Origin of the sequence: Streptomyces sp. 2323.1, from assembly GCF_900221035.1 — a bacterium.
GTDB lineage: Bacteria > Actinomycetota > Actinomycetes > Streptomycetales > Streptomycetaceae > Streptomyces > Streptomyces sioyaensis.
The window spans coordinates 5,366,203-5,390,404 of sequence record NZ_LT907981.1 but is presented as its reverse complement, the minus strand read 5'-3'; the positions used below and the strand labels follow the sequence as shown (position 1 = coordinate 5,390,404).

Genomic DNA, 24,202 nt, shown 5'->3' with positions numbered 1-24,202 from the left:
ATTGAGGAACCACAACGGCGATCAGCCACCTCCGCGAGAGCGGCGGCGGCTTAGCCGCAAGATCAGCCGGCCAGCTTCCAGGCGGTGGGCAGCGCGCCCATCGCCAGTGCGGCCTTGAGCGCGTCACCGATCAGGAACGGGACCAGGCCGACGGCGACCGCCTGGCCGAAGGGCATCCCGGTGCTCAGCGCCAGGTAGGGCACACCGACGGCGTAGATCACGGCGGTGCCGGCGGCCATGGTGGCGGCGGTGCGCAGCACCCCGCGGTCGCCGCCGCGGCGGGCCAGCGCGCCCACGAGGCCGGCGGCGAGCAGCATGCCCATGACGTAGCCGAAGGTGGCCCCGCCGGCGCCGGAGGCACCGCCGGCGAACCACGGCATCCCCGCCATCCCGGCCACGGCGTACAGCGCCAGCGACAGCAGACCGCGGCGGGTGCCGAGCGAGGCGCCGACCAGGAGGGCCGCGAAGGTCTGGCCGGTGACCGGAACCGGGGAGCCGGGGACGGGGACGGCGATCTGGGCCGCGATGCCGGTGAGCGCGGCGCCACCGAGCACCAGCGCGGCGTCCCGGACGCGGGCGCGGGAGGCGGTGCTGGCGGCCGGCAGCAGGTCGGCGAGGACAGCTCCGGGAGAGGTGAGTGCGGCAGTGCTCATCGGGACCTCGCGGGGGTGAGAAGGATCGGACGGGACGCGATGACGTTAGTTCAGCCGACCGCCGGCGATCATCGTGAGGCGGTGACAAAGCCGTACCGGCCCGCTTGGAGAGTTCCGTACAACCGCCAGCCTGCCCGGCCCTGTTGAGCCGTGTGGCGTCTTTGCAGGTCACGTGATGCTCATCACGGCCCCCGCCGCGCTCCGGGGCCGGTTTTGTGGTAGCGCGCGACCTGCGGCGACACTGGGTCCGCTCCGCGGCGAGCTGTGGAGTTCCCCCAAACCTGCCGGCGGCCACGCCGCCCGGCCCTTGCGAGAGTACGAGCCATGCACGACGTACCGACCCGCGCCGGCGAGTCTTCTCCCGGTGCCGCCTCGACCGGTGCCGCCTCCCCCGGTGCCACCTCCCCTGGTGCGGTCGCCGGTGAGAAGGAGCCGCTGTCCGCGGGCCTCAAGCAGCGCCATCTGACGATGCTGGGCCTGGGCGGGGTGATCGGCGCGGGCCTGTTCGTGGGGTCCGGTGCCGGCATCGCGGTGGCCGGGCCGGGCATCGTGCTGTCGTATCTGATCGCGGGCGCGCTGGCGATGCTGGTCATGCGGATGCTCGGCGAGATGTCGGCGGCGATGCCGGCCTCCGGTGCGTTCTCCGTGCATGCGGAGCGGGCACTGGGCCGCTGGGCCGGTTTCAGCGTCGGCTGGCTGTACTGGTTCCTGCTGGTCGTGGTGCTGGCGGTGGAGGCCACCGGTGCGGCGCAGATCGCGAACGGCTGGGTGCCGGCGGTGCCACAGTGGGCCTGGGTGCTGCTCTTCATGACCGTCTTCACCGCCGCCAACCTCTCCGCGGTGAAGAACTTCGGGGAGTTCGAGTTCTGGTTCGCCGCCCTGAAGGTCACCGCGATCGTGCTCTTCCTCGCGCTGAGCCTGCTGGCGGTCTTCGGGGTGCTGCCGGATGCCGAGCCGGTCGGGCTGCGCAACCTCACCGGGCACGGCGGTCTGCTGCCGCACGGCTGGGGCGGGGTGGTCTCCGGGGTCCTGGCGGTGGTGTTCGCCTTCGGCGGCCTGGAGGTCGTCACCATCGCCGCGGCCGAATCGGACGACCCGGCGCGCGCGGTGGGCCGGGCGGTGCGCAGTGCGGTGTGGCGCATCCTCTTCTTCTACGTCGGCTCGATGGTGGTCATCGTGACGCTGCTGCCGTGGTCGTCGATGCAGCCGGGCAAGAGCCCGTATGTGGCGGTGCTGGACAGCATCGGTGTGCCGGGGGCCGGCCAGATCATGAACATCGTGGTGTTCGTGGCGCTGCTCTCCGCGCTGAACGCCAATCTCTACGGCTCCTCGCGGATGGTGTTCTCGCTGGCCGAGCGGGGGGAGGCGCCGCGCGCGCTGCTGACGGTGTCGGGCGGCGGCGTGCCGCGCCGGGCGGTGCTGGCCTCGGTGGCCTTCGGCTTCGTCTCGGTGCTGCTGAATCTGGAATGGCCGGATTCGGTGTTCCTCTACATGCTCAACGCGGTCGGCGCGGTGCTGTTGTTCGTCTGGGGGCTGATCGCCGTCTCCCAACTGCGGCTCCGTGGGCGCCTCGAACGCGAGGCACCGGGGAAGCTCGCCCTGCGGATGTGGGCCTTCCCGTATCTGACCTGGGCGGCGCTGGTGGCCATGGGGGCCGTGCTGGTGCTGATGCTGACCGATGACGCGGCCCGTCCGCAGCTGCTGTGGTCGGCCGGGGCGACCGGCGCGGTGCTGCTCGTCGCGGGCCTGCGGGCGCTCCGGGAGCGCCGCGCGAGCCGCTGACGCCCGAGACGGGGATCACACCGCGTGGCAACAGACGACCATTCGGACACCCACGGTGACGATCACGTCTGAATACCGAACATTCGCTGCACGACTGTTGCCCTGAGCGGACACCGGCACCCAAACTGAGCCCGCTTTGCCGAGGACCCCGGAGTGCTGTCGGCAGGCCCATGCGACCTGCTGCCCCACCGGGGTCCAGGGGGCCCGGCAGCACCGTCGCACCGCTCGCGGCCCCGGGAGAACGCAGTAACGCCTTGCTCCGCTCTCACCAACTGGGACAGGAACCACATGAATCGGACACCCTCGTCCGCCGCCGCCGCCGCGCGCGAGCAGGCCGACGCGGTTCAGGGCGCCGGCCCCGACAGCGGCTCCACGCTGTCCAACGGCCTCAAGCAGCGCCACCTCTCGATGATCGCCCTGGGCGGGGTGATCGGCGCGGGCCTGTTCGTCGGCTCGCGCGAGGGCATCGCGGCGGCCGGCCCCTCGATCGTGCTGGCCTATGCCGTCTCCGGCGCCCTGGTCATGCTGGTCATGCGGATGCTCGGGGAGATGGCCGCGGCCAATCCGGCCTCCGGCTCCTTCTCCGTGCACGCCGAGCGCTCCATCGGCTCCTGGGCCGGCTTCACGGTGGGCTGGATGTTCGCCGCGCTGCTGTGCGTGGCGGTGGCCGCCGAGGCACTGGGCGCCGCGGACGTCATGGTCCAGTGGTTCCCGGGCAGCCAGCCGTGGATGTGGGTGCTGCTGTTCATGGTGATCTTCACCGGGACGAACCTGGCCGCGGTCAGCAACTTCGGTGAGTTCGAGTTCTGGTTCGCCGCCCTGAAGGTCGCGGCGATCGGCATCTTCCTGGTCCTGGGGCTGCTGGCCATCTTCGGCGTGCTCCCCGGCACCCATGCGCCGGGCACCTCCCACCTCACCGGCGACGGCGGCTTCCTCCCCAAGGGCCTGAACGGCCTGATGGTCGGCCTGCTGGCCTCGGTGTTCGCCTACGGCGGCCTGGAGACGGTGACCATCGCGGCCGCCGAGTCCAAGGACCCGGTGCGCGGGGTCGCGCGTGCGGTGCGGACCGCGATGTGGCGGATCGCCCTCTTCTACGTGGGCTCGATGGCCATCATCGTCACTGTCATCCCCTGGAACGACTCCTCGATCGCCAAGAGCGGCCCCTACGTTGCGGTGCTGGACTACCTGAAGATCCCGGCGGCCGGCCAGATCATGAACGTCGTCATCCTGGTGGCCCTGCTGTCCGCGATGAACGCCAACCTCTACGGCTCGTCCCGGATGGCGTTCTCGCTGACCGCCCGCGGCCAGGGCCCGGCGTTCCTGGCGAAGGTCAGCGGCGGGGTGCCGCGCCGGGCGGTGCTGATGTGCTCCGCGTTCGGTTTCGTCGCGGTGCTGCTGAGCTTCCTGTGGCCCGACACGGTCTTCCAGTGGCTGCTGAACATGGTCGGCGCGGCCGTGCTGGTGGTGTGGGGCTTCATCGCCGCCGCCCAACTGCGGATGCGGCGGACGCTGGAGCGGGAGGCGCCGGAGAAGCTCGTGGTGAAGATGTGGGCCTTCCCGGTGCTGACCTGGGTGGCGCTGGCGGGTGTCGCCGCGGTGCTGCTGCTGATGCTGCGCGATGAGAACCAGCGGATCCAGCTGCTGTTCACCGGTGGCTTCGGGCTCGTGCTGACGGTCATCGGCCTCGTACGGCAGCGGTCGCTGAGCAGCGGCAGGGACCTCACCAAGCCCTGACTCTCTCCGGATTCCCCACAGGCGGGGCGGGACCTCCTTCCGAGGTCCCGCCCCGCCTCCGTCTTTGGGACCAGCCCGGTCCCGTCCCCGGCCGGTGATCACTCCTGCTGATAGCGTGCTCTTGCACATTGTTTGCAACTACTGCATGTACGCAGCTTGGAGGCGGGACCGGCATGGCCACCTACACACTTCCTGAACTTCCGTACGACTACGCGGCGCTGGCTCCGGTCATCAGCCCCGAGATCATCGAGCTGCACCACGACAAGCACCACGCGGCGTATGTGAAGGGCGCGAACGACACCCTGGAGCAGCTCGCCGAGGCCCGCGACAAGGAAGCGTGGGGCAACATCAACGGCCTGGAGAAGAACCTCGCGTTCCACCTCTCCGGCCACATCCTGCACAGCATCTACTGGCACAACATGACCGGCGACGGCGGCGGCGAGCCGCACGAGAAGGACGGCGTGGGCGAGCTGGCCGACGCCATCGCCGAGAGCTTCGGCTCGTACGCCGGCTTCAAGGCCCAGCTGACCAAGGCCGCGGCCACCACCCAGGGCTCCGGCTGGGGCGTCCTGGCCTACGAGCCGGTCACCGGCCGGCTGATCGTGGAGCAGATCTACGACCACCAGGGCAACGTCGGGCAGGGCTCGGTCCCGATCCTGGTCTTCGACGCCTGGGAGCACGCCTTCTACCTGCAGTACAAGAACCAGAAGGTGGACTTCATCGAGGCCATGTGGCAGGTCGTGAACTGGCAGGACGTCGCCAAGCGCTACGCGTCCGCCAAGCAGCGCGCGCACAACCTGCTGCTGGCCCCGTAACGCCCCTGCCGGCGTCACCGGTCGTCCTGCCTCGTGATCGTCTTCTCACCCTTCACCTGGCAGGCGGAATGACGGAGCGCCCCCGCACGTCCGATACGTGCGGGGGCGCTCCCATGACATCAGTTCCAGAACATCAGTCGAAAATCGGCCCCTGGGTCCGGGTCCGCTTGATCTCGTAGAAGCCGGGGATCGAGGCGACCATCAGCGTCCCGTCCCACAGCTTGGCGGCCTCCTCGCCCTTGGGGGCGGGGGTGACGACCGGGCCGAAGAAGGCGATCTGCTCGCCGTCGTGGCCCGGGACGGCGATGACCGGGGTCCCGACCTCCTGGCCGACCAGGTCGATGCCCTCCTTGTGGGAGGCGCGCAGCTGCGCGTCGTAGGCGTCGGAGTCCGCGGCGTCGGCCAGCTCGGCCGGCAGACCGGCCTCCTTCAGGGCGTCGACGAGCGTCTCGCGGGTGCGGTCCATGCCGCGGTTGTGCAGGCGGGTGCCGAGCGCGGTGTAGAGCGGGCCGAGCACCTCGCTACCGTGCTGCTCCTCGGCGGCGATGCACACCCGCACCGGGCCCCAGGCGGTCGCCAGCAGCTCGCGGTAGTTCTCCGGGAGCTCGTCCAGCTTGTCCTCGTTGAGCACCGCCAGGCTCATCACGTGCCAGCGCACCTCGACCGGGCGGACCTTCTCCACCTCCAGCATCCAGCGGGAGGTCATCCACGCCCAGGGGCACAGCGGATCGAACCAGAAGTCTGCGGGGGTCTTCGCGGTCTCGGACACGGGGTCTCCTCTTGAGAGCGGTGCGGCAACGGTCGGCGTGCTGGTATGTGCACGGTTCAACCTCCGGGGGGCGTGCCATGATTCCCGGTGTTCGATATCCGAGACGAGCATGAGGGAGTCACGTCGTGCCAGGTGAGAATCTGTCCCGGGACGAGGCGCAGGAGCGCGGCCGGCTGCTGAGCGTCGACGCCTACGACGTGGCGCTGGACGTCCGCTCGGCGCTCGCCCAGGGTGCGGACGCGGACACCTTCCGCTCCCGGACGACCATCCGCTTCCGCTGCGCCGAGCCCGGCGCCGCCACCTTCGCGGACCTGCTGGCACCGGCGGTCACCGCCGTCACCCTCAACGGCCGGGAGCTGGACCCCGCGGCGGTCTTCGACGGCACCCGGATCACGCTGGACGCGCTGGCCGCGGAGAACGTCCTCGTCGTCGACGCGCAGTGCGCCTACAGCCGGACCGGTGAGGGGCTGCACCGCTTCGTGGACCCCGAGGACGGCGAGGTCTACCTCTACACCCAGTACGAACCCGCCGATTCCCGCCGGGTCTTCGCCAATTTCGAACAGCCCGATCTGAAGGCGCCGTTCACCTTCGAGGTGACCGCCCCCGAGGGCTGGGTGGTGCTCAGCAACGGGGCACAGGACGGCGCGGCCGAGGGCGGCCGGCACCGCTTCGCGACGACCCGGCCGATCTCCACGTACATCACGGCCGTGGTCGCCGGCCCGTACCACTACGTCTCCGACAGCTACCGCCGCACCTTCGATGGGGGTACCTCCCAGGCTTTCGGCACTGGGGGAGGCACCGAGCTGGAGATCCCGCTGGGCGCGCTGTGCCGCAAGGGGCTGGCGAAGCACTTCGACGCGGACGACGTCTTCACCGTCACCAAGCAGGGCCTGGACTTCTTCCACGACCACTTCGACTTCCCGTACCCCTTCGGGAAGTACGACCAGGCGTTCGTCCCGGAGTACAACCTCGGTGCGATGGAGAACCCGGGCTGTGTCACCTTCCGCGAGGAGTTCATCTTCCGCGGGAAGGTGACCGAGGCGTCCTACGAGCGGCGGGCCAACGTCATCCTGCACGAGATGGCGCACATGTGGTTCGGCGACCTGGTCACCATGCAGTGGTGGGACGACCTGTGGCTGAAGGAGTCCTACGCGGACTTCATGGGGGCCTTCGCGCAGGTGGAGGCGACGCGCTTCACGGACGGCTGGATCACCTTCGCCAACCGGCGCAAGTCCTGGGCCTACCGCGCCGACCAGCTGCCCTCCACCCACCCGGTCACCGCCGACATCCGTGACCTGGAGGACGCCAAGCTCAATTTCGACGGCATCACCTACGCCAAGGGCGCCGCGGTGCTCAAGCAGCTGGTGGCGTACGTGGGACAGGAGGCGTTCCTGGAGGGCGCCCGGCGCTACTTCAAGCGGCACGCCTACGGCAACACCCGGCTCACGGACCTGCTGACGGTGCTGGAGGAGACCTCCGGGCGGGACCTGGCGGAATGGTCGCGGGCCTGGCTGGAGACCGCGGGCGTCAACTCCCTCACCCCGCAGGTCACCTATGACGCCCAGGACCGGATCACCGAGCTGGGCATCCTCCAGGAGGCGGCGCCCTCGCACCCCGCACTGCGGCCGCACCGGGTCGCGGTGGGCCTCTACCGCCGGCAGGAGGCGGACTCGGCGCTGGTGCGTTACGCCCGTGCCGAGGTGGACGTCTCCGGTCCGCACACGGCGGTGCCGGAGCTGGCCGGTCTGGAGCGGCCGGAGCTGATCCTGGTCAACGACGAGGACCTGACGTACGGCAAGGTCCGCTTCGACGAGGGGTCGCTGGCCACCCTGCGGGCCCGGCTCGGCGATCTGGCCGACCCGATGGCGCGGGCGCTGTGCTGGGCGGCGCTGTGGGGACTGACCCGGGACGGGCTGATGCCGGCCCGCGACTACCTCGACCTGGTGCGGCGGTTCGCCGGCCGGGAGACCGACATCGGGGTGCTGCAGTCGCTGCACGACCAGGCGCAGGCCGCGCTGGAGCACTACGCGGCGCCCGAGCACCGCGAGCGCGCCGCCCGGGAGCTGGCCGAGGGCGCGCTGCGGCAGCTGCGGCTGGCCGAGCCCGGCAGCGGTCATCAGCTCACCTGGGCCCGGCACTTCGCCGCCGTCGCGGCGGTCCCCGCCGATCTCCAGCTGGTCCAGGGCCTGCTGGACGGCACCGCGAAGATCGACGGCCTGGACGTGGACCAGGAACTGCGCTGGACCCTGCTGGAGCCGCTGGCCGCGCACGGTCTCGCGGACGAGGCCGTGATCGCCGCGGAGCTGGCCCGCGACGACACCGCGTCCGGCCGGCGCCACCAGGTGCGCTGCCTTGCGGCCCGGCCCTCGGCCGAGGTCAAGGAGCAGGCGTGGCAGCAGGTCGTGGAGTCCGACGCGCTGTCGAACGCGCTGGTGGAGGCGACCATCGCGGGCTTCGCACAGCCGGGCCAGCAGGAGCTGCTGGCGCCCTACGCACCGCGCTACTTCGAGGCCATCGAGCGGGTGTGGCGGGAGCGGTCCATCGAGATCGGGATGGATGTGGTGCGCGGGCTGTTCCCGGACTGGCTGGTGGAGCACTCCACGCTGGAGGCCGCGGACCGCTGGCTGGCGGAGCACGACCGGGCGGCGCCCGCGCTGCGCCGGCTGGTCCTGGAGAACCGGGACGATCTGGCCCGCGCACTGCGGGCACAGGCTTGTGACGCGGCGGCCGGGGCCAGGCCGTAACCCCCGTGGCGACCAGCCCTTTTCGGCAGTCGAACGCCCGTACTTTAGTACAGGGTTGTCCGGTTTGTGGTACGAGCGTGTAACAGCGGTTAGGGGGCGGAGCGGGCGCGGGAATCTGGCCCGCATGAACCACGACACCCCGCTCTCCCCCCTCCCCCTCCGCCACCTCTCCGACGTCCACAGCCGGGTGATGACCACCCGTCAGCTGCGGGAGCACGGCATCCCGGCGGCGGAGACCACCGAACGCTGCCGCGCCGGCGGCCCCTGGCAGCAACTGCTGCCGGGCGTCTATCTGCTGCACCCGGGGCCGCCCACCAGCGAGGAACGGCTACAGGCGGTGCTGCTCTACGCCAGTCATCGGGGGCCGACCGTGCCCCGGCAGGGCGCCGCGTCCGAGGACGCCCCCGAAGCGATGATCACGGGCCTGGCGGCGCTCGCCCTGCACGGCTTCGCCGAGGCGCCCGCGCTGCTCGGCCTGGACCGCATCGACGTGCTGGTGTCGCGCACCCGGCGGCTGCGCTCGACCGGTTTCGCGCGGATCCTGCGGGCCGTGGAGCTGCCCGTCGCGCAGGAGATCACCGGGGTGCCGGCCGCGCCGGTGCCGCGCGCGCTGGCGGACGCGGTCGGCGGGCTCACCGACGCCCCCACCGTGCGCCGGCTGCTGACCGAGGCGGTCCGCGGCGGCCACTGCGAGGCGACCGCGGTGGTGCGGGAGCTGAGCCGGGCCCGGCTGCTGACCCGGCCGCACGTGGTCGACGCGGTGGACACCCTGCTGGCCGAGGGCCGGGCGCTGGCCGAGCAGCGGCTCTACGCCATGGTGCGGGAGCACGAGCTGCCCGACCCGCTGTGGAACGTCGATCTGCGGCTGCCGGGCGGGCCGCACCTGGGCGGCGTGGACGCCTTCTGGCCCGAGCACGGGGTGGCCCTGGAGATCGACACCCGGGCGCCCCGCCCCGAGGAGGACCCGCTGGCGTCCCCCTTCTTCCACAAGCGCGAGCACCTGGAGCGGCTGGGCATCACCGTCGTGCGCTGTCTGCCCCGCACCCTGCGCGAGTCGCCGGACCAGCAGGCCGCGGTGGTCCGTACGGCCCTGATGGCGGCCGGGGACCGGGAGCCGGGTGCGTATGTGGTGGTCCTGCCGCGGTAGCGAGGCGCTTCGGGGCGCCCGGACGCGCCCCGGGGCTCCGTGCGCCGCACGGGACCCGTCAGCCGCGCTTGAGCAGCAGCTCGACGTTGCGGTCCCGGGACGTGCCCGCGAGGTCGGTACGGGCCTCGGGGGCATTGAAGGACAGCTCGCGGTAGAGGGCGGCCAGCCCGGTCTGCGAGAGGTCGGTGAAGTCCGTACGGTGCGGGGCGGCCGACTCGACCAGGGTGGCGAACAGCGACAGCGTGCCGTCGTGGTTGTCCACCAGCTCGATGACCCGGGCCAGTTGCGGGAAGTCGATGTGCGAGGCGGTGGAGATCTCCCAGAAGCTGCCGTGCGCGATGATCTCGTTCTTGTGGCTGTGGCCGTTGATCCAGCCGACGACCCGGGGGTGCGCGGACAGCACCTCGATCAGCTCCGGACCGCCGTGCCGCTTCTCGTGCGGGCGGGCCGGGTCGGGCTGGGTGTTGTTCATCGTCTTGCCGGTGTGGTGGCTGAAGACGAGGACGTGCCGCTTGTCCCCCTTCTCGTTCTTCTTCAGCACCCCTTCCAGCCAGCGCAGTTGGGCGTCCCCGACCGAGCCGGTGTAGTGGCCGCCGGGGTCGGTGGTGTCCAGGCTGATCCCGAGGACGTCATCGGAGATCTTGAAGGTGTAGTAGAGCCGGTCCTCGGACAGATGCGCCGCGGTGTAGCCGTGGCCGTGCGGGCCGGGGCCGGTGTGCGCCGGGTCGAGATGGGCGCGCAGATACTCGGCCCGGGTGAAGGGGGCGCGCCGCTCGTCGGGGGTGACCCTCCTGGCCTGCTTGCTGTGCGAGGTCAGCAGGCGTTTGAAGTCCGCGCCCTTGGGGTCGAGGCCGTTCTTGACCGCCGTCCACACCTTCGCGGCCTCGGCGGCGGGCAGCGTCTCCAGCTTGCGGCCGCCGGTCGCGATCTCCCTCCAGAAGGGATCGCCGGGGGCGTAGCAGCCGCCGGGCAGCGAGTCGTGGTTGCCGACCGTCGAGTACCAGGGCAGCCGCAGGCCGGGGCTGTGCACGGTGCGGATCGCCGCCTGGAGAAAGCCGTGCAGATGCGGGAAGCCCCGCTTCTTGTCGGCGTCGCGCAGCGCGCTGTCCGGCTGCCAGTACAGCGCCAGGCCGCTGTCCTGGACGCCCTCGTAGCGGCGCGGGTCGCCGGAGTTGGGGGTGATCCGGCCGCCGCTCATCGCGGTCAGGAACCACTCCAGCTCCAGCTTGGAGTTGTTGTCGGTGTTGTCGCCGGTGGTCATCACGAAGGACAGCGGGGCGCCGGTGGCGGGCCCGCCGGGCAGCGCGTTGACCCGCTCGATCAGCGAGACGACCCCGGCCACGGACAGCGCCTCCTGCGGCCGCCAGGCGCTGGCGGTCTCGGCGCGCAGGTACTCGTAGCGCAGCGGGCTCTGCACATCGACCAGATGCAGGTCGGTGAACTGCACGAACGACGCCAGGGCGGTCCGCCGCCTCTCGCGCCCGCCGTGGGCGGTGGCCAGGTCGGCGCGGACCACCCGGTCCCATGCGGGGCCGTCGGTGAGCCGACGGTAGCCGGTGCTGCCGCGCGGGGCGGACACGCTGCCGAGGGTGGTGCCCTTGGTGTACGGCACATGAGGGACGGCGGGGGCGTCGACCGGCACGGGCGCGGCCGGGGCCGGGCCGGTGGTGACGGCGGCGGCCTGGGCCGGCCGGTCCGGGCCGATGCCGAAGGCGAGCCCCAGCCCGGTCGCGGCGCCGACGGCCCCGGTGGCGGTGAGGAACGTACGGCGGTCGAAGGTGGCGGCGGACCGTATACGGGACATACGCAGGCTCCCCGAGTGCGAACGCGAAGGCGGCCGGGCAGCACAACTGCCCTGTCACCTGGGATGGTTGGCATCGGGGATGACCTGCGCGTGAACGCCACCGCAACGCGGGGAACCCATCACCGCACAGGGATCTGCCCGCCATCGGCCGGTCACGGAGCCCTGCCCGGGGGTGTGGCCGGCGGTCACCGGATGTTCACCCCGCGGGGTATCCGCAGCGCACACGGCCGGACGCGCGCCACATTCTGTGAGCGAACCAGCACGCTCCGTTCCGATCCCCCCTTCCGACCCGCCACGGAATGGAACGGATTGGACAAGGCGACGGGTGTCACACACATGATGGAGGCACTACTGAGCAGGTGTTCCGAGCAGACACCCGAGCCAGGCCAGAAAGAAGGAGTCCCATGAGGATCGGAATCGTCGGAGCCACCGGACAGGTCGGCGGTGTGGTGCGGGGCATCCTCGCCGAGCGGAATTTCCCGGTCGAGCAGCTGCGCCTGTTCGCTTCGGCCCGGTCCGCCGGACGTACGCTGCCCTGGCAGGACACCGAGATCACCGTCGAGGACGCGGCCACCGCCGACTACTCGGCGCTGGACATCGTGATCTTCTCGGCCGGCGGTGCCACCTCCAAGGCACTGGCGGAGAAGGTCGCCGACGCCGGCCCGGTCGTGATCGACAACTCCTCGGCCTGGCGCCGTGACCCCGAGGTCCCGCTGGTCGTCTCCGAGGTCAACCCGTCGGCGATCACCGAGCGCCCCAAGGGGATCATCGCCAACCCGAACTGCACCACCATGGCCGCCATGCCGGTGCTGCGCCCGCTGCACGACGAGGCCGGTCTGGTCTCGCTGGTCGTCGCCACCTACCAGGCGGTCTCCGGCAGCGGTCTGGCCGGTGTGGAGGAGCTGGACGGCCAGGTCCGCAAGGCCGTCGAGCAGGACGCCACCAAGCTGACCCACGACGGCTCGGCCGTGGAGTTCCCCGCTCCGGACAAGTACGTCCGCCCCATCGCCTTCAACGTGCTGCCGATGGCCGGCTCGATCGTCGACGACGGGCTGAACGAGACCGACGAGGAGCAGAAGCTCCGCCACGAGAGCCGCAAGATCCTGGAGATCCCGGACCTGAAGGTGGCCGGCACCTGCGTCCGCGTCCCGGTCTTCACCGGCCACTCGCTCCAGGTCAACGCCCGCTTCGCGCGTCCGATCAGCCCCGCCCGCGCCCAGGAGCTGCTGGCCGGCGCCCCCGGCGTCACCCTCTCCGACGTGCCCACCCCGCTCCAGGCCGCCGGCCAGGACGCGTCCTTCGTGGGCCGGATCCGCACCGACGAGACCGCCGAGAACGGCCTGTCGCTGTTCGTCTCCAACGACAACCTCCGCAAGGGCGCGGCGCTGAACGCCGTCCAGATCGCGGAGCTGGTCGCGGCCGAGCTGCGCGGCTGAGCGCACAGCTCGCACCACATTGCCGGGTGCCCGTACGGAGTCAGCCTCCGTACGGGCACCCGCGCTTTCGGGCGGCGTGCCCGTACGGTCCGTTCAGAGCGCCAGATGCCGCCGGAGCGCGACGTCGATCTCCACCATGCGCTGTCGCGCCGGCTCCAGATCGATCATGTGGACGTCACCACGCCTCATCGGCAAGCCCATCCCCGCTCGTCCGGTCCCAGAGCGCCGCATCCTCGCTCGCGTCCCACTCCTCGAACGCCTCGGTGTACTCCGATTCACCCATATAGCTACCACTGTGCCACCTCGGATATCCCCCTCAGCAACCCCCCGCCCACATGGAAGGATGGCCGAAACTTCCGATGCAATGACCAGTGCGAAGGAGACGAACGGGTGCCTGGCACGAATCTGACCCGCGACGAGGCGCAGCGGCGGGCGCGCCTGCTGACCGTGGACGCGTATGAGATCGATCTCGACCTCTCCGGCGCGCAGGAGGGGGGAGACGCGGACGGCAGCGACCACGGCACGTTCCGGTCCGTGACCACGGTGCGGTTCGACTCGGCCGAGGCGGGCGCGGACTCCTTCATCGACCTGGTCGCGCCGGCCGTGCACGAGGTGCAGCTCAACGGCGAGGCGCTCGATGCGGGCGAGGTGTTCAAGGACTCGCGGATCGCGCTGACCGGGCTGCGGGCCGGCCGGAACGAATTGCGGGTCGTGGCGGACTGCGCCTACACCAACACCGGTGAGGGGCTGCACCGTTTTGTCGACCCGGTGGACCAGCAGGCCTATCTGTACACCCAGTTCGAGGTGCCGGACGCGCGGCGGGTCTATGCGTCGTTCGAGCAGCCGGATCTGAAGGCGACGTTCCAGTTCACCGTGAAGGCTCCGGAGGGCTGGACGGTGATCTCCAACTCGCCGACGCCGGAGCCCAGTGACAACGTCTGGCGCTTCGCGCCGACGCCGCGGATCTCGACCTACATCACGGCGCTGATCGCCGGTCCGTACCACAGCGTGCACAGCACCTACGAGAAGGACGGGCGGTCGGTGCCGCTGGGCATCTACTGCCGCCCGTCGCTGGCCGAGCACCTGGACGCGGAGCAGATCTTCGAGGTCACCCGGCAGGGCTTCGACTGGTTCCAGGAGAAGTTCGACTACGCCTACCCGTTCGCGAAGTACGACCAGCTCTTCGTGCCGGAGTTCAACGCCGGCGCGATGGAGAACGCGGGCGCGGTGACCATCCGCGACCAGTACGTCTTCCGCTCGAAGGTGACGGACGCGGCGTACGAGGTGCGCGCGGAGACGATCCTGCACGAGCTGGCGCACATGTGGTTCGGCGATCTGGTCACCATGGAGTGGTGGAACGACCTGTGGCTGAACGAGTCGTTCGCCACCTACACCTCGATCGCCTGCCAGGCCTACGCCCCGGGCTCGAAGTGGCCGCACTCGTGGACGACCTTCGCCAACTCCATGAAGACCTGGGCCTACCGGCAGGACCAGCTGCCGTCGACCCACCCGATCATGGCCGAGATCAACGACCTCGACGACGTGCTGGTCAACTTCGACGGCATCACCTACGCCAAGGGCGCCAGCGTCCTCAAGCAGCTGGTCGCCTACGTCGGCATGGACGAGTTCTTCCAGGGCGTGCAGGCCTACTTCAAGGCGCATGCCTTCAAGAACACCCGGCTGTCGGATCTGCTCGGTGCGCTGGAGGAGACCAGCGGGCGGGATCTGAAGACCTGGTCGAAGAAGTGGCTGGAGACCGCGGGGATCAACATCCTGCGGCCGGAGATCGAGGTGGACGCCCAGGGCGTGATCACCTCCTTCGCGGTGAAGCAGGAGGCCCCGGCGCTGCCGCCGGGCGCCAAGGGCGAGCCGGTGCTGCGGCCGCACCGCATCGCGATCGGCTCGTACGAGCTCCAGGACGGCAAGCTGGTGCGCACCGGGCGGATCGAGCTGGACGTGGACGGTGCGCTGACCCCCGTACCGCAGCTGGCCGGCACCCGGCGGCCCGCCGTCTTCCTCCTCAACGACGACGATCTGTCGTACGCCAAGGTGCGGCTGGACGAGGAGTCGCTGAAGGTCGTCACCGAGCACCTCGGGGACTTCACCGAGTCGCTGCCGCGTGCCCTGTCGTGGGCGTCGGCCTGGGACATGACGCGGGACGCCGAACTCCCGGCCCGTGACTACCTCGCGCTGGTGCGCTCCGGCATCGGCAAGGAGTCGGACATCGGCGTGGTCCAGTCGCTGCACCGCCAGGTGAAGCTGGCGCTGGACCTGTACGCGGCCCCGGAGTGGCGCGAGACGGGACTGGCGGCCTGGACCGCGGAGACCCTGGAGCAGCTGCGGGCGGCCGAGCCGGGCAGCGACCACCAGCTGGCCTGGGCCCGTGCGTTCGCCGCTTCGGCCCGTACGGAGGAGCAACTCGACCTGCTCCAGGGCCTGTTGGACGGTACGGAGGAGATCTCCGGGCTGGCGGTGGACACCGAGCTGCGCTGGTCGCTGGTGCAGCGGCTGGCCGCCACCGGCCGGGCGGACGAGAAGGCCATCGCGGCGGAGCTGGAGCGGGACAAGACCTCGGCGGGCGAGCGGCATGCCGCGACGGCGCGCGCGGCGCGGCCGACCGCCGAGGCCAAGGCCGAGGCCTGGGCCTCGGTCGTGGAGTCCGACCGGCTGCCCAACGCCGTGCAGGAGGCCGTCATCGGCGGCTTCGTGCAGAGCGACCAGCGGGAGCTGCTGGCGTCGTACACCGCGAAGTACTTCGACGCGGTGAAGGACATCTGGAACTCCCGCAGCCACGAGATGGCCCAGCAGATCGCGGTGGGGCTCTACCCGGCGCTCCAGGTCTCGCAGGAGACGCTGGACGCGACGGACGCCTGGCTGGCCTCGGCCGAGCCGAGCGCCGCGCTGCGCCGGCTGATCACCGAGTCGCGGGCCGGGATCGAGCGGGCGCTCAAGGCGCAGGCGGCGGACGCGGCGGCGTAAGCGGCGCCCTGTCCTGACGGGCCCCCACCGCCGGTGCGGTGGGGGCCCCGTCGTCCGCGGTGTGCGGGGCCGCGGCTCAGTCGCTCAGCTCGTCGAAGCGGCGGACGAGCGCGGCGCGGCCGGTTGCGGTGAGTTCGCCGTGCAGCCGCAGCCGGGCGAGACCGCCGTCGGGGAAGACGTCCAGCCGGACATGGGTGGCGGTGACGGCCCTCGGCAGCCGGAAGCGGTGCGGGGTGTCGGGCTGGAGCGTGGTGCGCGGCAGGATCTCGAACCAGGCCGACGCGTCCGCCGGGTCGGCCGACTCCGCGTCGCAGCCGTACAGCGCCGCCCAGCCCGCGGAGTTGCCCTTGAGGTACGCGGTGTCGATCTCGACGGCGCGGATCTCGCCCCGGGCGGCGAGGCGGAAGCGCACCCAGTCGTTGGTGCCCTTGACCCGGCGGCGGCGGTTCTCCCAGCCGTCGTCCATCTTGCGGGACAGATCGGGCCGGATGAGCTGGGTGGGCGAGGAGTAGAAGCGGTCGGAGGCGTCCTCGACGGTGCCGCCGTGCAGTACGGAGGCCAGGTCGAGGGTGCCGAGCACGTCGAGCCACTCCGGGTCCGGTACGACCTCGCCGTGCACCCGCAGGCGGGCGATGCCGCCGTCGGGGTGCTGCTTGAGACGGAGGTGGGTGAAGCGGCGCTCGGCGTCGACCGCGAAGCCGTTGGCGGCGTGGCCGCGGACCGGTGTGCGCGGGACCAGCTCCTCCCACGTCACGTCGTCGGCGAGCAGCTGCTCGGGGCCGGGGCTGCCGGGCAGCGCGGTCGCCTCGACGGATATCTGCTGCGGGTAGTTGCCGCGGAAGTGGGCGGTGTCGACGACGATGCCGCGGATCACGCCGGGGGCGGCAAGCCGGATCAGCGCCCAGTCGTGCTCGTGGTCGGCCGGGAAGGGGTGCTCGGCGTCGGCGCCGCGGCGGCGCCGGGTCTCCCAGCCGTCCATGATCTTGCCCTTGTGGCCGAAGCGCTCGGGGTCGAAGACCGCAGGAGTGGGCGTCAGCAGATTCTCCCGCTCGGCGAAGAACTCGTCGTTCGCGGCGATCACCCCGGCGCCGAGCCGGCGGTCGGCGAGATCGACGAGCGAGGTGAAGGGGAAGTCCCCGCCGCGGTAGTCGGCGTAGGGATCTCCGCCACCGTACGGGGCGGCGTCGTTCGCGTGCGGATCGTGGCTGTCGGCGGAGAGGCTGGTCATCGTGGCCTTTCGACGGGGCCGAAGGAGCGGACCACTCCACCGTCGCAGCGGGCCACCCCTCAGGTCCATCGAAAGTTTTTGAGGAATACGTTCAGCCTGACTGAACGGTCGGGCCCTCCGGCGCCTGGGCGGCGGCCGCCTGCCGCAGCGCCGCCAGCACCCGGGCGAGCCCCGGCGCCCCTTCCGCACCGCGCCGGACGGCGGCGACCACATGCCGGCGCGGCCGGTCGTCGTGCAGCACCCGCAGCGCCACTCCCCCGGCGGCGGCATCCTCCCGGGCGCCGCTCTCTCCTGCTGGGCGGCCCTCCCCCGCACCGCCGATGCCGCCCGCCATCGCCATCCGGGGCACCAGCGCGACCCCCATCCCCGCCGCCACCATCGCCCAGATCGCGCTCCAGTCGGCGGCGGCGTGCGCCTGCTCGGGCACGAAGCCGGCGCTTTCGCAGACGGTGGTGGTGATCTGCGACCAGGGGCCACTGCTGCCGAAGATCCAGGGCTCGTCCGCCAGATCGGCCAGCCGCAGCCCCGGCGCGGCCGCCAGCCGGTGACCGGCCGGCAGCGCCACGTCCAGCGGGTCGGCCAGCAGCGAGACCCGGCTGAACCGGGGGTCGCGCGGGGTGGGGGCGTGCGCCGCCAGGGACAGCGCCAGATCGACACTGCCGTGTGCCAGCAGCTCGTACGCGGCCTCCGCCTCGGCCTCCCGTACGACGACCGACAGCCCCGGGTGACTGCGGCGCAGCTCCTGGACGGCGGGCACCACCAGCGCGGGGATGGCGGTGGCGAACGCCCCGACCCGCACCTGACCCGCCTCGCCCCGGAGATGGCCGAGCAGCTCCGCGTCCGCGCGCTCCAGCTCGGCGAAGACCGCCTCGGCATGCCGCAGCACCAGCTGCGCGGCGTCGGTCAGCCGCACCCGCCGGCCGTGCGCCTCCAGCAGCGTCACCCCGAGCGCCCTGGCCAGCCCGGTCAGCTGCTGCGAGACCGCCGAGGGCGTCATGTGCAGCGCCTCGGCGGTCGCGGTGACCGTGCCCCGCTCCTGGAGGGTGCGCAGGATGTGCAGCTTCTTGAGGTCCCAGTCGGCCATGCGGGCAGCGTACGCATCCGGCGCCCCGGCCACCGCCGCCACGGGCGGTGACGCGGAGCGGACCGGCCGGTTCAGCGGCGGTTGGCCTCGCGGCGCGCGAGGATGGCCGCCTGACGCTCGTCGAACTTCCGCGCCTGGCCGTCCAGGCCGTCCATGTACAGCCCCAGCTCCTCCTGCGCCGCAAGACCGGCCGGGCCCAGGCCGCCGATCTCCAGCACCTTCAGATAGCGCAGCACCGGCTGCAGCACATCGTCGTGGTGGATGCGCAGGTTGTAGATGCCGCCGATGGCCATCCGGGCCGCCGACCGCTCGAAGCCGGGCATGCCGTGACCGGGCATCCGGAAGCCGGTGACGACATCGCGCACCGCGCACATCGTCTGGTCGGGCGCCAGCTCGAAGGCCGCGCCCAGGAGGTTGCGGTAGAAGACCATGTGGAGGTTCTCGTCGGTGGCGATCCGGGCCAGCATCCGGTCGCAGACCGGGTCACCGGAGTGGTGGCCGGTGTTGCGGTGCGAGATCCGGGTGGCCAGCTCCTGGAAGGCGACGTACGCCACCGAGTGCAGCATGCTGTGCGAGTTGTCCGACTCGAAGCCCTCCGACATGTGCGCCATGCGGAACCGCTCCAGCTCGTCCGGGTCGACGGCCCGGCTGGTGAGCAGGTAGTCGCGCATCACGATGCCGTGCCGGCCCTCCTCGGCGGTCCAGCGGTGCACCCAGGTGCCCCAGGCGCCGTCCCGGCCGAAGAGGGTGGCGATCTCGTGGTGGTAGCTGGGGAGGTTGTCCTCGGTGAGGAGGTTGACCACCAGCGCGATCCGGCCGATGTCGCTGACCTTGGACTGCTCGGGGGCCCAGGGCTCGCCGTCCTCCAGAACGCCGGCGAAGTTCCGCCCGTCGCTCCACGGGACGTACTCGTGCGGCATCCAGTCCTTGGCGATCTTCAGATGCCGGTTGAGTTCCTTTTCGACGACCTCTTCGAGTGCATAGAGCAGTTGGGCGTCACTCCATGCGGTCTGGCCGCGCTCTCCGTTATGGCGGGCGGGGGCGATGGTCACGGGGGAACTCCTGGGGGACGACGACCTACGGGGCCGTAGGTTTGACCTACGGCTGCGTAGGTTACGTCATCGTAGGTTAGGGCCGGTTAAACATTGCGCCCCCGCAAATCAGGCGAAAATTGCGCGATAGCCGCCTCGCAACCCCTTTTTCACCTGCGCAAATATCCGGGTACGACAAAGGGCGCCCCTCGGTCTTTGTGACCGTTGGGCGCCCTGGGAGGCGTCGCTGTGGTGCCCGGCGTCAGCTCTTGGACTTGGCCGGCTTGCGGGTCTTGTCGCCCGCGATGACCAGTCCGGCGATGATCAGGAAGAGCACGATGGGTGCAGCGACATAGAGGCCGAGCGTCTGGATCACACTCAGGCCCGGACCCGGGTCGTCACCGTCGTCGCGGGTGAGCGCAAACGCGGGGGACGACATCAGCAGCATCAGCGCGGTGCCGGCGGTGATGGTTCCGGCGCGCAGGACATTCTTATTGACCTTGTTGCTCACGAAGTCAACGTATCGGACGCCCTGCCGCCCCGCGCGCCCGGGGTGGGGCAACCGGCCGCCCGGGCCGGCTCCGCGGGCGCTCACCCTCCCGCGGCCCGGCTCCGGTGCAGCGTCACCGGCGCGAGCCGGACCGGCCCGCGGGATTCGCGGACGGTGACCCGCACGGCATCGGCGGTCACCGGCCGCGGCAGCGCGAGGATCCGGCGGTGCCCGATGGTCGTTCCGCCGGCGATCGCCGTCCATGTCCCGCCGGTCCGCGCCTCGACGGTGAACCGCTCGACCCGCTGCCCGTACCGGATGTCCTCAGCGAGCCCGATCCGGTCGAAGGTCCAGGGCCCGGGTCCGGACGCCCGCAGATCCGTGCCGTAGGTCGCGCGCACGGCACTTCCGAAGGCGGTGAGCGCGGCGACGTCCTCGGCGGCGATCCGGCCGTCTTTGGCGGGCGGGACGTTCAGCAGCAGCGAGGCATTGCGTCCCACGCTCTTTTCGTAGCGGTCCATCAGCTGCGTCGGCGTCTTGGGCCGCTCGCCGGGGTGGTGGAACCAGCCGGGGCGCAGCGAGACATCCGCCTCGGCCGGGTACCACTGGAGGAACCGGGTGGTGGGCGCGAGGAGTTTGGCGCGGGAGCCGATGTCGGCGTCGGTGGAGTCGTTCGGCAGCCCGCCGGCCATGACGGTCCACGGGTCCTCGGCGGACGGCGTCACGCTCCACTCCGTCTCGCGTGCGGTGCCGTTCTCGTTGCCGACCCAGCGGGCGCCCTGGGGTCCGGCGAAGACGACGGTGTCCGGGGAGAGCCGGTGGATCATCCGGAACCACTCGGCGACGTCGTACGTCTGCGTGATGCCGGAGTCCGCCCAGGGGTTGGCGCCGTCCAGCCACAGCTCGTCGAGCGGGCCGTACCGGGTGAACAGCTCGTAGACCTGGTTGAGGTAGTAGGCGTCGTAGTCGTCCGCCCGGACGTGGAAGGTGGGCAGCCGGCCGCTGCGGACCGCGGCGGCGCGGTCGTCGCCGGGGACGAGGGTGGGGATGGCGCGCTCGGTGACCTTGCTGCCGTTGCCGAAGCGGCCCAGCCCGCGGGGCGCCCGGTCCCCGTCCTCCAGGGCGACCCGCTCGGGCAGGCTGAGCGGTTCGCCCTCCTGCTGCTTCCGGCGGATCTTCTCGACCCACTGCGCATGCCAGGCGTGCGGGAGTTCGGCGCCGTCGGAGGGCGAGAGGTAGATCCCGACCTTCAGCCCGGCCCGGCGGGCGGCCCGGACGTACGCGCCGACGACATCGGGGCGCCCGGGGCTCGCCGCGACGGAGTGCGGGGTGTAGCGGCTCGGGTAGAGCACGAACCCGTCGTGGTGCTTCGCGGTGAGCATCACCTGCTCGGCACCGGCCGCCTTGTAGGCGCGCATCCACTGGTCGACATCCATACGGGACGGCGCGAACCGCCTCTCGTCCTCGGTGCCGGAGCCCCACTCCCGGTCGGTGAAGGTGTTCATACCGAAGTGCGTGAAGGCGGTGACCTCCCGCTGCTGCCAGGCGAGTTGCCCCGGGGTCGGGACGACATGGGCGGCCTTCTCGATGATCCGGGCGGGGGTGTCGCAGGGCGCGACGGACATCTCGGAGGCGGGGTGCACGGGCCGGTCGCAGGGGCCGGCGGCGGGGGCAGCCGACGGCGACCGGGCCAGGGAGCTCTGGACGGGGGCGAGCGCGGCGGCCGCGGTGAGCGCGAGCACGCACAGCGTCCGCCGGGTGCGGCACAGGGCCATGGTTCCCTCCACTCTCCGACCACGCAGGGGAGAATGGTCGGATGTCTGGATGAGCGTCCACGGCATGGTGCCGGACGACGGGACCTACCGGAAGGGTGCGTACGGCGAGCGGTCGCGGGGCGGCCTAATCCTGCCCATCCGACAACTCCCGCATCAGCGCGTGGAGTCGGGGCGAGGCCGCCAGCTCCTCCAGGGTGTGCGGGCGTCCGTCGGGACCCGAGATCGGCACGCGCCAGTTCGGGTATTCATCCCATGTCCCGGGCAGGTTCTGCGGGCGCCGGTCCCCCACCGCATCGGGCAGCCAGACACCGATCATCCGCGCCGGGGTGCGCAGCAGAAAGCGGTGCACGGCCCGGACCGCCCCCTCCTCGTCGCCCGCCCCCTCCGGCAGCAGCCCGCGCCGGGCCAACTCCCGCATCCACTCGACGAGTTCGTACCTGGCGCGGGAGCGCTCCCGCTCCGGCGGCCCGGCGAGCAGCCCGAGCCGTTCGCGCAGCGCGACGTCCTCACCGATCAGGCGGGCCGCGGTGGGCGGCAGATCGTGCGTGGTGACGGTGGCGAGACAGGCGCTGCGCCACTCGTCGGGCGCCAGGATGCGGGCGGGGGCGGCGGATTCCGGAGCGGGCGCGGGAGTGGGCGCCGCAGCGGGCGCAGAAGCGGACGCCGGAGCGGCTTCCGGGGCCGGCTCCCCGTAGTCCCGCTCGAACCACAGCACGGAGGTACCCAGGACGCCGCGTTCGGCGAGCGCGCCGCGGACGCCCGGCTCGACGGTGCCCAGGTCCTCACCGATCACCGCGGCACCCGCGCGGTGCGCCTCCAGGGCCAGCACCGACAGCATCGCCTCGCCGTCGTAGCGGACATAGGTGCCCTCCGTCGGCGGCCGGCCCTCCGGGACCCACCACAGCCGGAACAGCCCCATGACATGGTCGATCCGCAGTGCTCCGGCGTGCCGCAGCAACTGGCGCAGCAGCTCGCGATAGGGGGCGTAGCCCGCGGCGGCCAGGGCGTCCGGGCGCCAGGGCGGCAACCCCCAGTCCTGGCCGCGGGCGTTGAAGGCGTCCGGCGGCGCCCCGATGGACATCCCCACGGCGAAGGCGTCCTGCTGGGCCCAGGTGTCGGCGCCGGAGGGGTGGACGCCGACGGCGAGGTCGTGCACCAGCCCGATGCCCATGCCGGCCTCCCGCGCGGCCCGCTGCGCACCGGCCAGCTGCTGGTCGGTGAACCAGGCGAGCCGGCAGTGGAAGTCGATCCGGTCCAGCAGCTGCGGCCGCAGACGGGCGACCCCCGCACCCCGCGGGTCCCGCAGCCCGGCGGGCCAGCCGCGCCAGTTGGGGCCGTGCCGCTCGGCGATCGCGCACCAGGTGGCGTGGTCCTCCAGGGCCTGGCCCTGCTCGGCGAGGAAGTCGCAGTATTCGGCCCGCCGGCCCGGGCCGAGCGGGACCTTCCACAGCAGCTCCAGGGCCTCGCGCTTGAGCGCCCAGACGGCGTCCCGGTCGATCAGTGCGCCCCCTTCGAGCACCCCGGCCCGCAGCGCGGCCGCCCGCGTGGCCAGCCCGTCGGCCCGTAAGCGCGCGGCGCCGGTGAGGTGGGCGTACTCCGGGATGTGCTCGATCCGCAGATGGACCGGGTCGGGGAACCGGCGCGAGGAGGGCCGGTAGGGGGACGGGTCGGTGGGCGGGCCGGGGACGGCCGCGTGCAGCGGGTTGAGCTGGACGAAGCCGGTGCCCAGGGCGCGCCCGGACCAGGCGGCGAGGTCGGCGAGGTCCCCGAGGTCGCCCATGCCCCAGGACTGCCGGGACAGCAGGGAGTAGAGCTGCACCAGGAAGCCGTGGCTGCGGCGGGGTGGTGCGGGCACCCGGTCGGGCGCGACGATCAGCGGGGCGCGGGCGGTCCGGCCGTCCGGGCTGTGCGCATGCAGCACATGGATGCCCAGGGGCAGCCGGGCGAGGGCCGCCGGATCGGGCGCCCCCAGCTCCTGTGCGGCGCCGTCCTCGGTCTCCACCCCAAGGACGCTGCCTTCGGGGAGACCCGTGAGGTCGGGGGGCCGGCCCGGCCGGGCGACGACGGTACGCGGCAGCAGGGCCGCGTCCATGGCCTCCGCACTGGCGGCCAGGGCGGTACGGACGGCGTGCGGAGTCGAGGCGTCGACTCCCAGAGCGGCGAGCACGGCGACGACGGTGTCGTCGGTGATCTGGACGCTTCTGCCCGGTGCGGGTTCGTACGACGTGGCGATGCCGTGCAGCCGGGCGAGCCGCGCGCGGCCCATGGGTCCTCAGACCTCCATGGACTCCGTGCCCATACCGGCGGCCGTCGGCTCGCTGGTCAGCGGCAGCTCGGCGGCGATCGGGACCTCGCTGGTCAGGGGCGCTGCGTCGGCGAGCGGGGGCTCGCTGGTCAGGGGCGGCTCGACGAAGCTGAAGGATCCGGAGCCGTCCAGCCCGGAATCGGGGTCGGACACCCCGTCGTACATGTCGGACTCCATCGGCGCACCTCCCGGTTTCGAGGACAGAGCGTCGAGGAGCAGTTGAGCGGATGCGGCCACTGAGGGCCTCCCGTTCATCGGTAGTGGGACACGTGGGCCCTACCCACTCGACACGATCGCAGACGCATCTGCTCACGAAACGTGACCCACGTCACATTATGCCTCACGCAGGCAATTTCACCGTGGGGAACACCGGGGGGCGCAGAGAACGCGGAGGAAGCGGGCTCCGCACCGCAAGTTCTGCGGACC

17 protein-coding genes are annotated in these 24,202 nt (G+C 71.8%); 7 read left to right on the top strand and 10 right to left on the bottom strand.

Translation table 11 applies throughout. The annotated features are described in order from the left end of the window. Window positions 1–62: 62 nt before the first annotated feature. Window positions 63–653 carry a biotin transporter BioY gene (locus CPH93_RS23135; RefSeq protein ID WP_096213969.1) on the bottom strand — a complete coding sequence of 197 codons (591 nt, stop codon included), beginning with the start codon at window positions 651–653 and terminating at the stop codon, window positions 63–65. Between the two features lie 324 nt (window positions 654–977). On the opposite strand from CPH93_RS23135, the gene CPH93_RS23130 reads away from it, so the two are divergent. The 3 genes from CPH93_RS23130 to CPH93_RS23120 all read left to right on the top strand — a co-directional run bounded on the left by CPH93_RS23130 (window position 978) and on the right by CPH93_RS23120 (window position 4,984). Next, window positions 978–2,435, top strand: a complete 1,458-nt coding sequence (locus CPH93_RS23130; RefSeq protein ID WP_096213968.1) for an amino acid permease — start codon at window positions 978–980, stop codon at window positions 2,433–2,435. A gap of 288 nt (window positions 2,436–2,723) precedes the next feature. Further along, the gene (locus tag CPH93_RS23125) at window positions 2,724–4,169 is read left to right on the top strand and encodes an amino acid permease (RefSeq protein WP_096213967.1); all 1,446 of its coding nucleotides are present in this window, start codon (window positions 2,724–2,726) and stop codon (window positions 4,167–4,169) included. Window positions 4,170–4,342: 173 nt separating this feature from the next. Beyond that, window positions 4,343–4,984 carry a superoxide dismutase gene (locus CPH93_RS23120; protein WP_093483227.1) on the top strand — a complete coding sequence of 214 codons (642 nt, stop codon included), beginning with the start codon at window positions 4,343–4,345 and terminating at the stop codon, window positions 4,982–4,984. A gap of 133 nt (window positions 4,985–5,117) precedes the next feature. Here CPH93_RS23120 and CPH93_RS23115 read toward each other — a convergent pair whose 3' ends face one another. Next, entirely contained in the window at window positions 5,118–5,753 is a 636-nt protein-coding gene (locus CPH93_RS23115) for a mycothiol-dependent nitroreductase Rv2466c family protein (protein ID WP_093483228.1), read from the bottom strand. 125 nt (window positions 5,754–5,878) lie between these two features. Between CPH93_RS23115 and pepN (CPH93_RS23110) the strand changes: the two genes are divergently transcribed. Together pepN (CPH93_RS23110) and CPH93_RS23105 are read left to right on the top strand one after the other, a co-directional pair. Next, window positions 5,879–8,497, top strand: a complete 2,619-nt coding sequence (gene pepN / locus CPH93_RS23110; RefSeq protein ID WP_096213966.1) for an aminopeptidase N — start codon at window positions 5,879–5,881, stop codon at window positions 8,495–8,497. A 124-nt stretch (window positions 8,498–8,621) separates the two neighbouring features. Beyond that, on the top strand, window positions 8,622–9,644 hold the full coding sequence (locus CPH93_RS23105) for a hypothetical protein (RefSeq protein ID WP_096213965.1): 1,023 nt from the start codon (window positions 8,622–8,624) through the stop codon (window positions 9,642–9,644). A gap of 58 nt (window positions 9,645–9,702) precedes the next feature. Here CPH93_RS23105 and CPH93_RS23100 read toward each other — a convergent pair whose 3' ends face one another. Continuing rightward, a complete protein-coding gene (locus CPH93_RS23100) occupies window positions 9,703–11,448 on the bottom strand; it encodes a TIGR03767 family metallophosphoesterase (protein ID WP_093483231.1) in 1,746 nt (581 codons plus the stop codon). 404 nt (window positions 11,449–11,852) lie between these two features. On the opposite strand from CPH93_RS23100, the gene CPH93_RS23095 reads away from it, so the two are divergent. Beyond that, window positions 11,853–12,884: an aspartate-semialdehyde dehydrogenase gene (locus CPH93_RS23095; RefSeq protein WP_093483232.1), complete on the top strand. Its 1,032-nt coding sequence runs from the start codon at window positions 11,853–11,855 to the stop codon at window positions 12,882–12,884. A gap of 390 nt (window positions 12,885–13,274) precedes the next feature. Next, the gene (gene pepN / locus CPH93_RS23085) at window positions 13,275–15,863 is read left to right on the top strand and encodes an aminopeptidase N (RefSeq protein ID WP_096213964.1); all 2,589 of its coding nucleotides are present in this window, start codon (window positions 13,275–13,277) and stop codon (window positions 15,861–15,863) included. A 76-nt stretch (window positions 15,864–15,939) separates the two neighbouring features. On the opposite strand, the gene alc is transcribed toward pepN (CPH93_RS23085), so the two are convergent. The 7 genes from alc to CPH93_RS23050 form a co-directional block, all read right to left on the bottom strand. Next, on the bottom strand, window positions 15,940–17,091 hold the full coding sequence (gene alc, locus CPH93_RS23080) for an allantoicase (RefSeq protein ID WP_096213963.1): 1,152 nt from the start codon (window positions 17,089–17,091) through the stop codon (window positions 15,940–15,942). Between the two features lie 91 nt (window positions 17,092–17,182). Beyond that, window positions 17,183–18,175: a LysR family transcriptional regulator gene (locus CPH93_RS23075; RefSeq protein ID WP_096215556.1), complete on the bottom strand. Its 993-nt coding sequence runs from the start codon at window positions 18,173–18,175 to the stop codon at window positions 17,183–17,185. Window positions 18,176–18,246: 71 nt separating this feature from the next. After that, window positions 18,247–19,227, bottom strand: coding sequence for an acyl-ACP desaturase (locus CPH93_RS23070; protein WP_006605601.1), 981 nt, complete (start codon window positions 19,225–19,227; stop codon window positions 18,247–18,249). 241 nt (window positions 19,228–19,468) lie between these two features. Beyond that, entirely contained in the window at window positions 19,469–19,717 is a 249-nt protein-coding gene (locus CPH93_RS23065; RefSeq protein WP_093483236.1) for a hypothetical protein, read from the bottom strand. Between the two features lie 80 nt (window positions 19,718–19,797). Continuing rightward, on the bottom strand, window positions 19,798–21,471 hold the full coding sequence (locus CPH93_RS23060) for an alpha-L-fucosidase (RefSeq protein ID WP_096213962.1): 1,674 nt from the start codon (window positions 21,469–21,471) through the stop codon (window positions 19,798–19,800). 124 nt (window positions 21,472–21,595) lie between these two features. After that, window positions 21,596–23,737 carry a 4-alpha-glucanotransferase gene (gene malQ, locus CPH93_RS23055; RefSeq protein ID WP_096213961.1) on the bottom strand — a complete coding sequence of 714 codons (2,142 nt, stop codon included), beginning with the start codon at window positions 23,735–23,737 and terminating at the stop codon, window positions 21,596–21,598. A gap of 6 nt (window positions 23,738–23,743) precedes the next feature. After that, complete coding sequence (locus CPH93_RS23050; RefSeq protein ID WP_093483239.1) at window positions 23,744–24,013, bottom strand: hypothetical protein; 270 nt, start codon at window positions 24,011–24,013, stop codon at window positions 23,744–23,746. Between the last annotated feature and the right edge of the window lie 189 nt (window positions 24,014–24,202).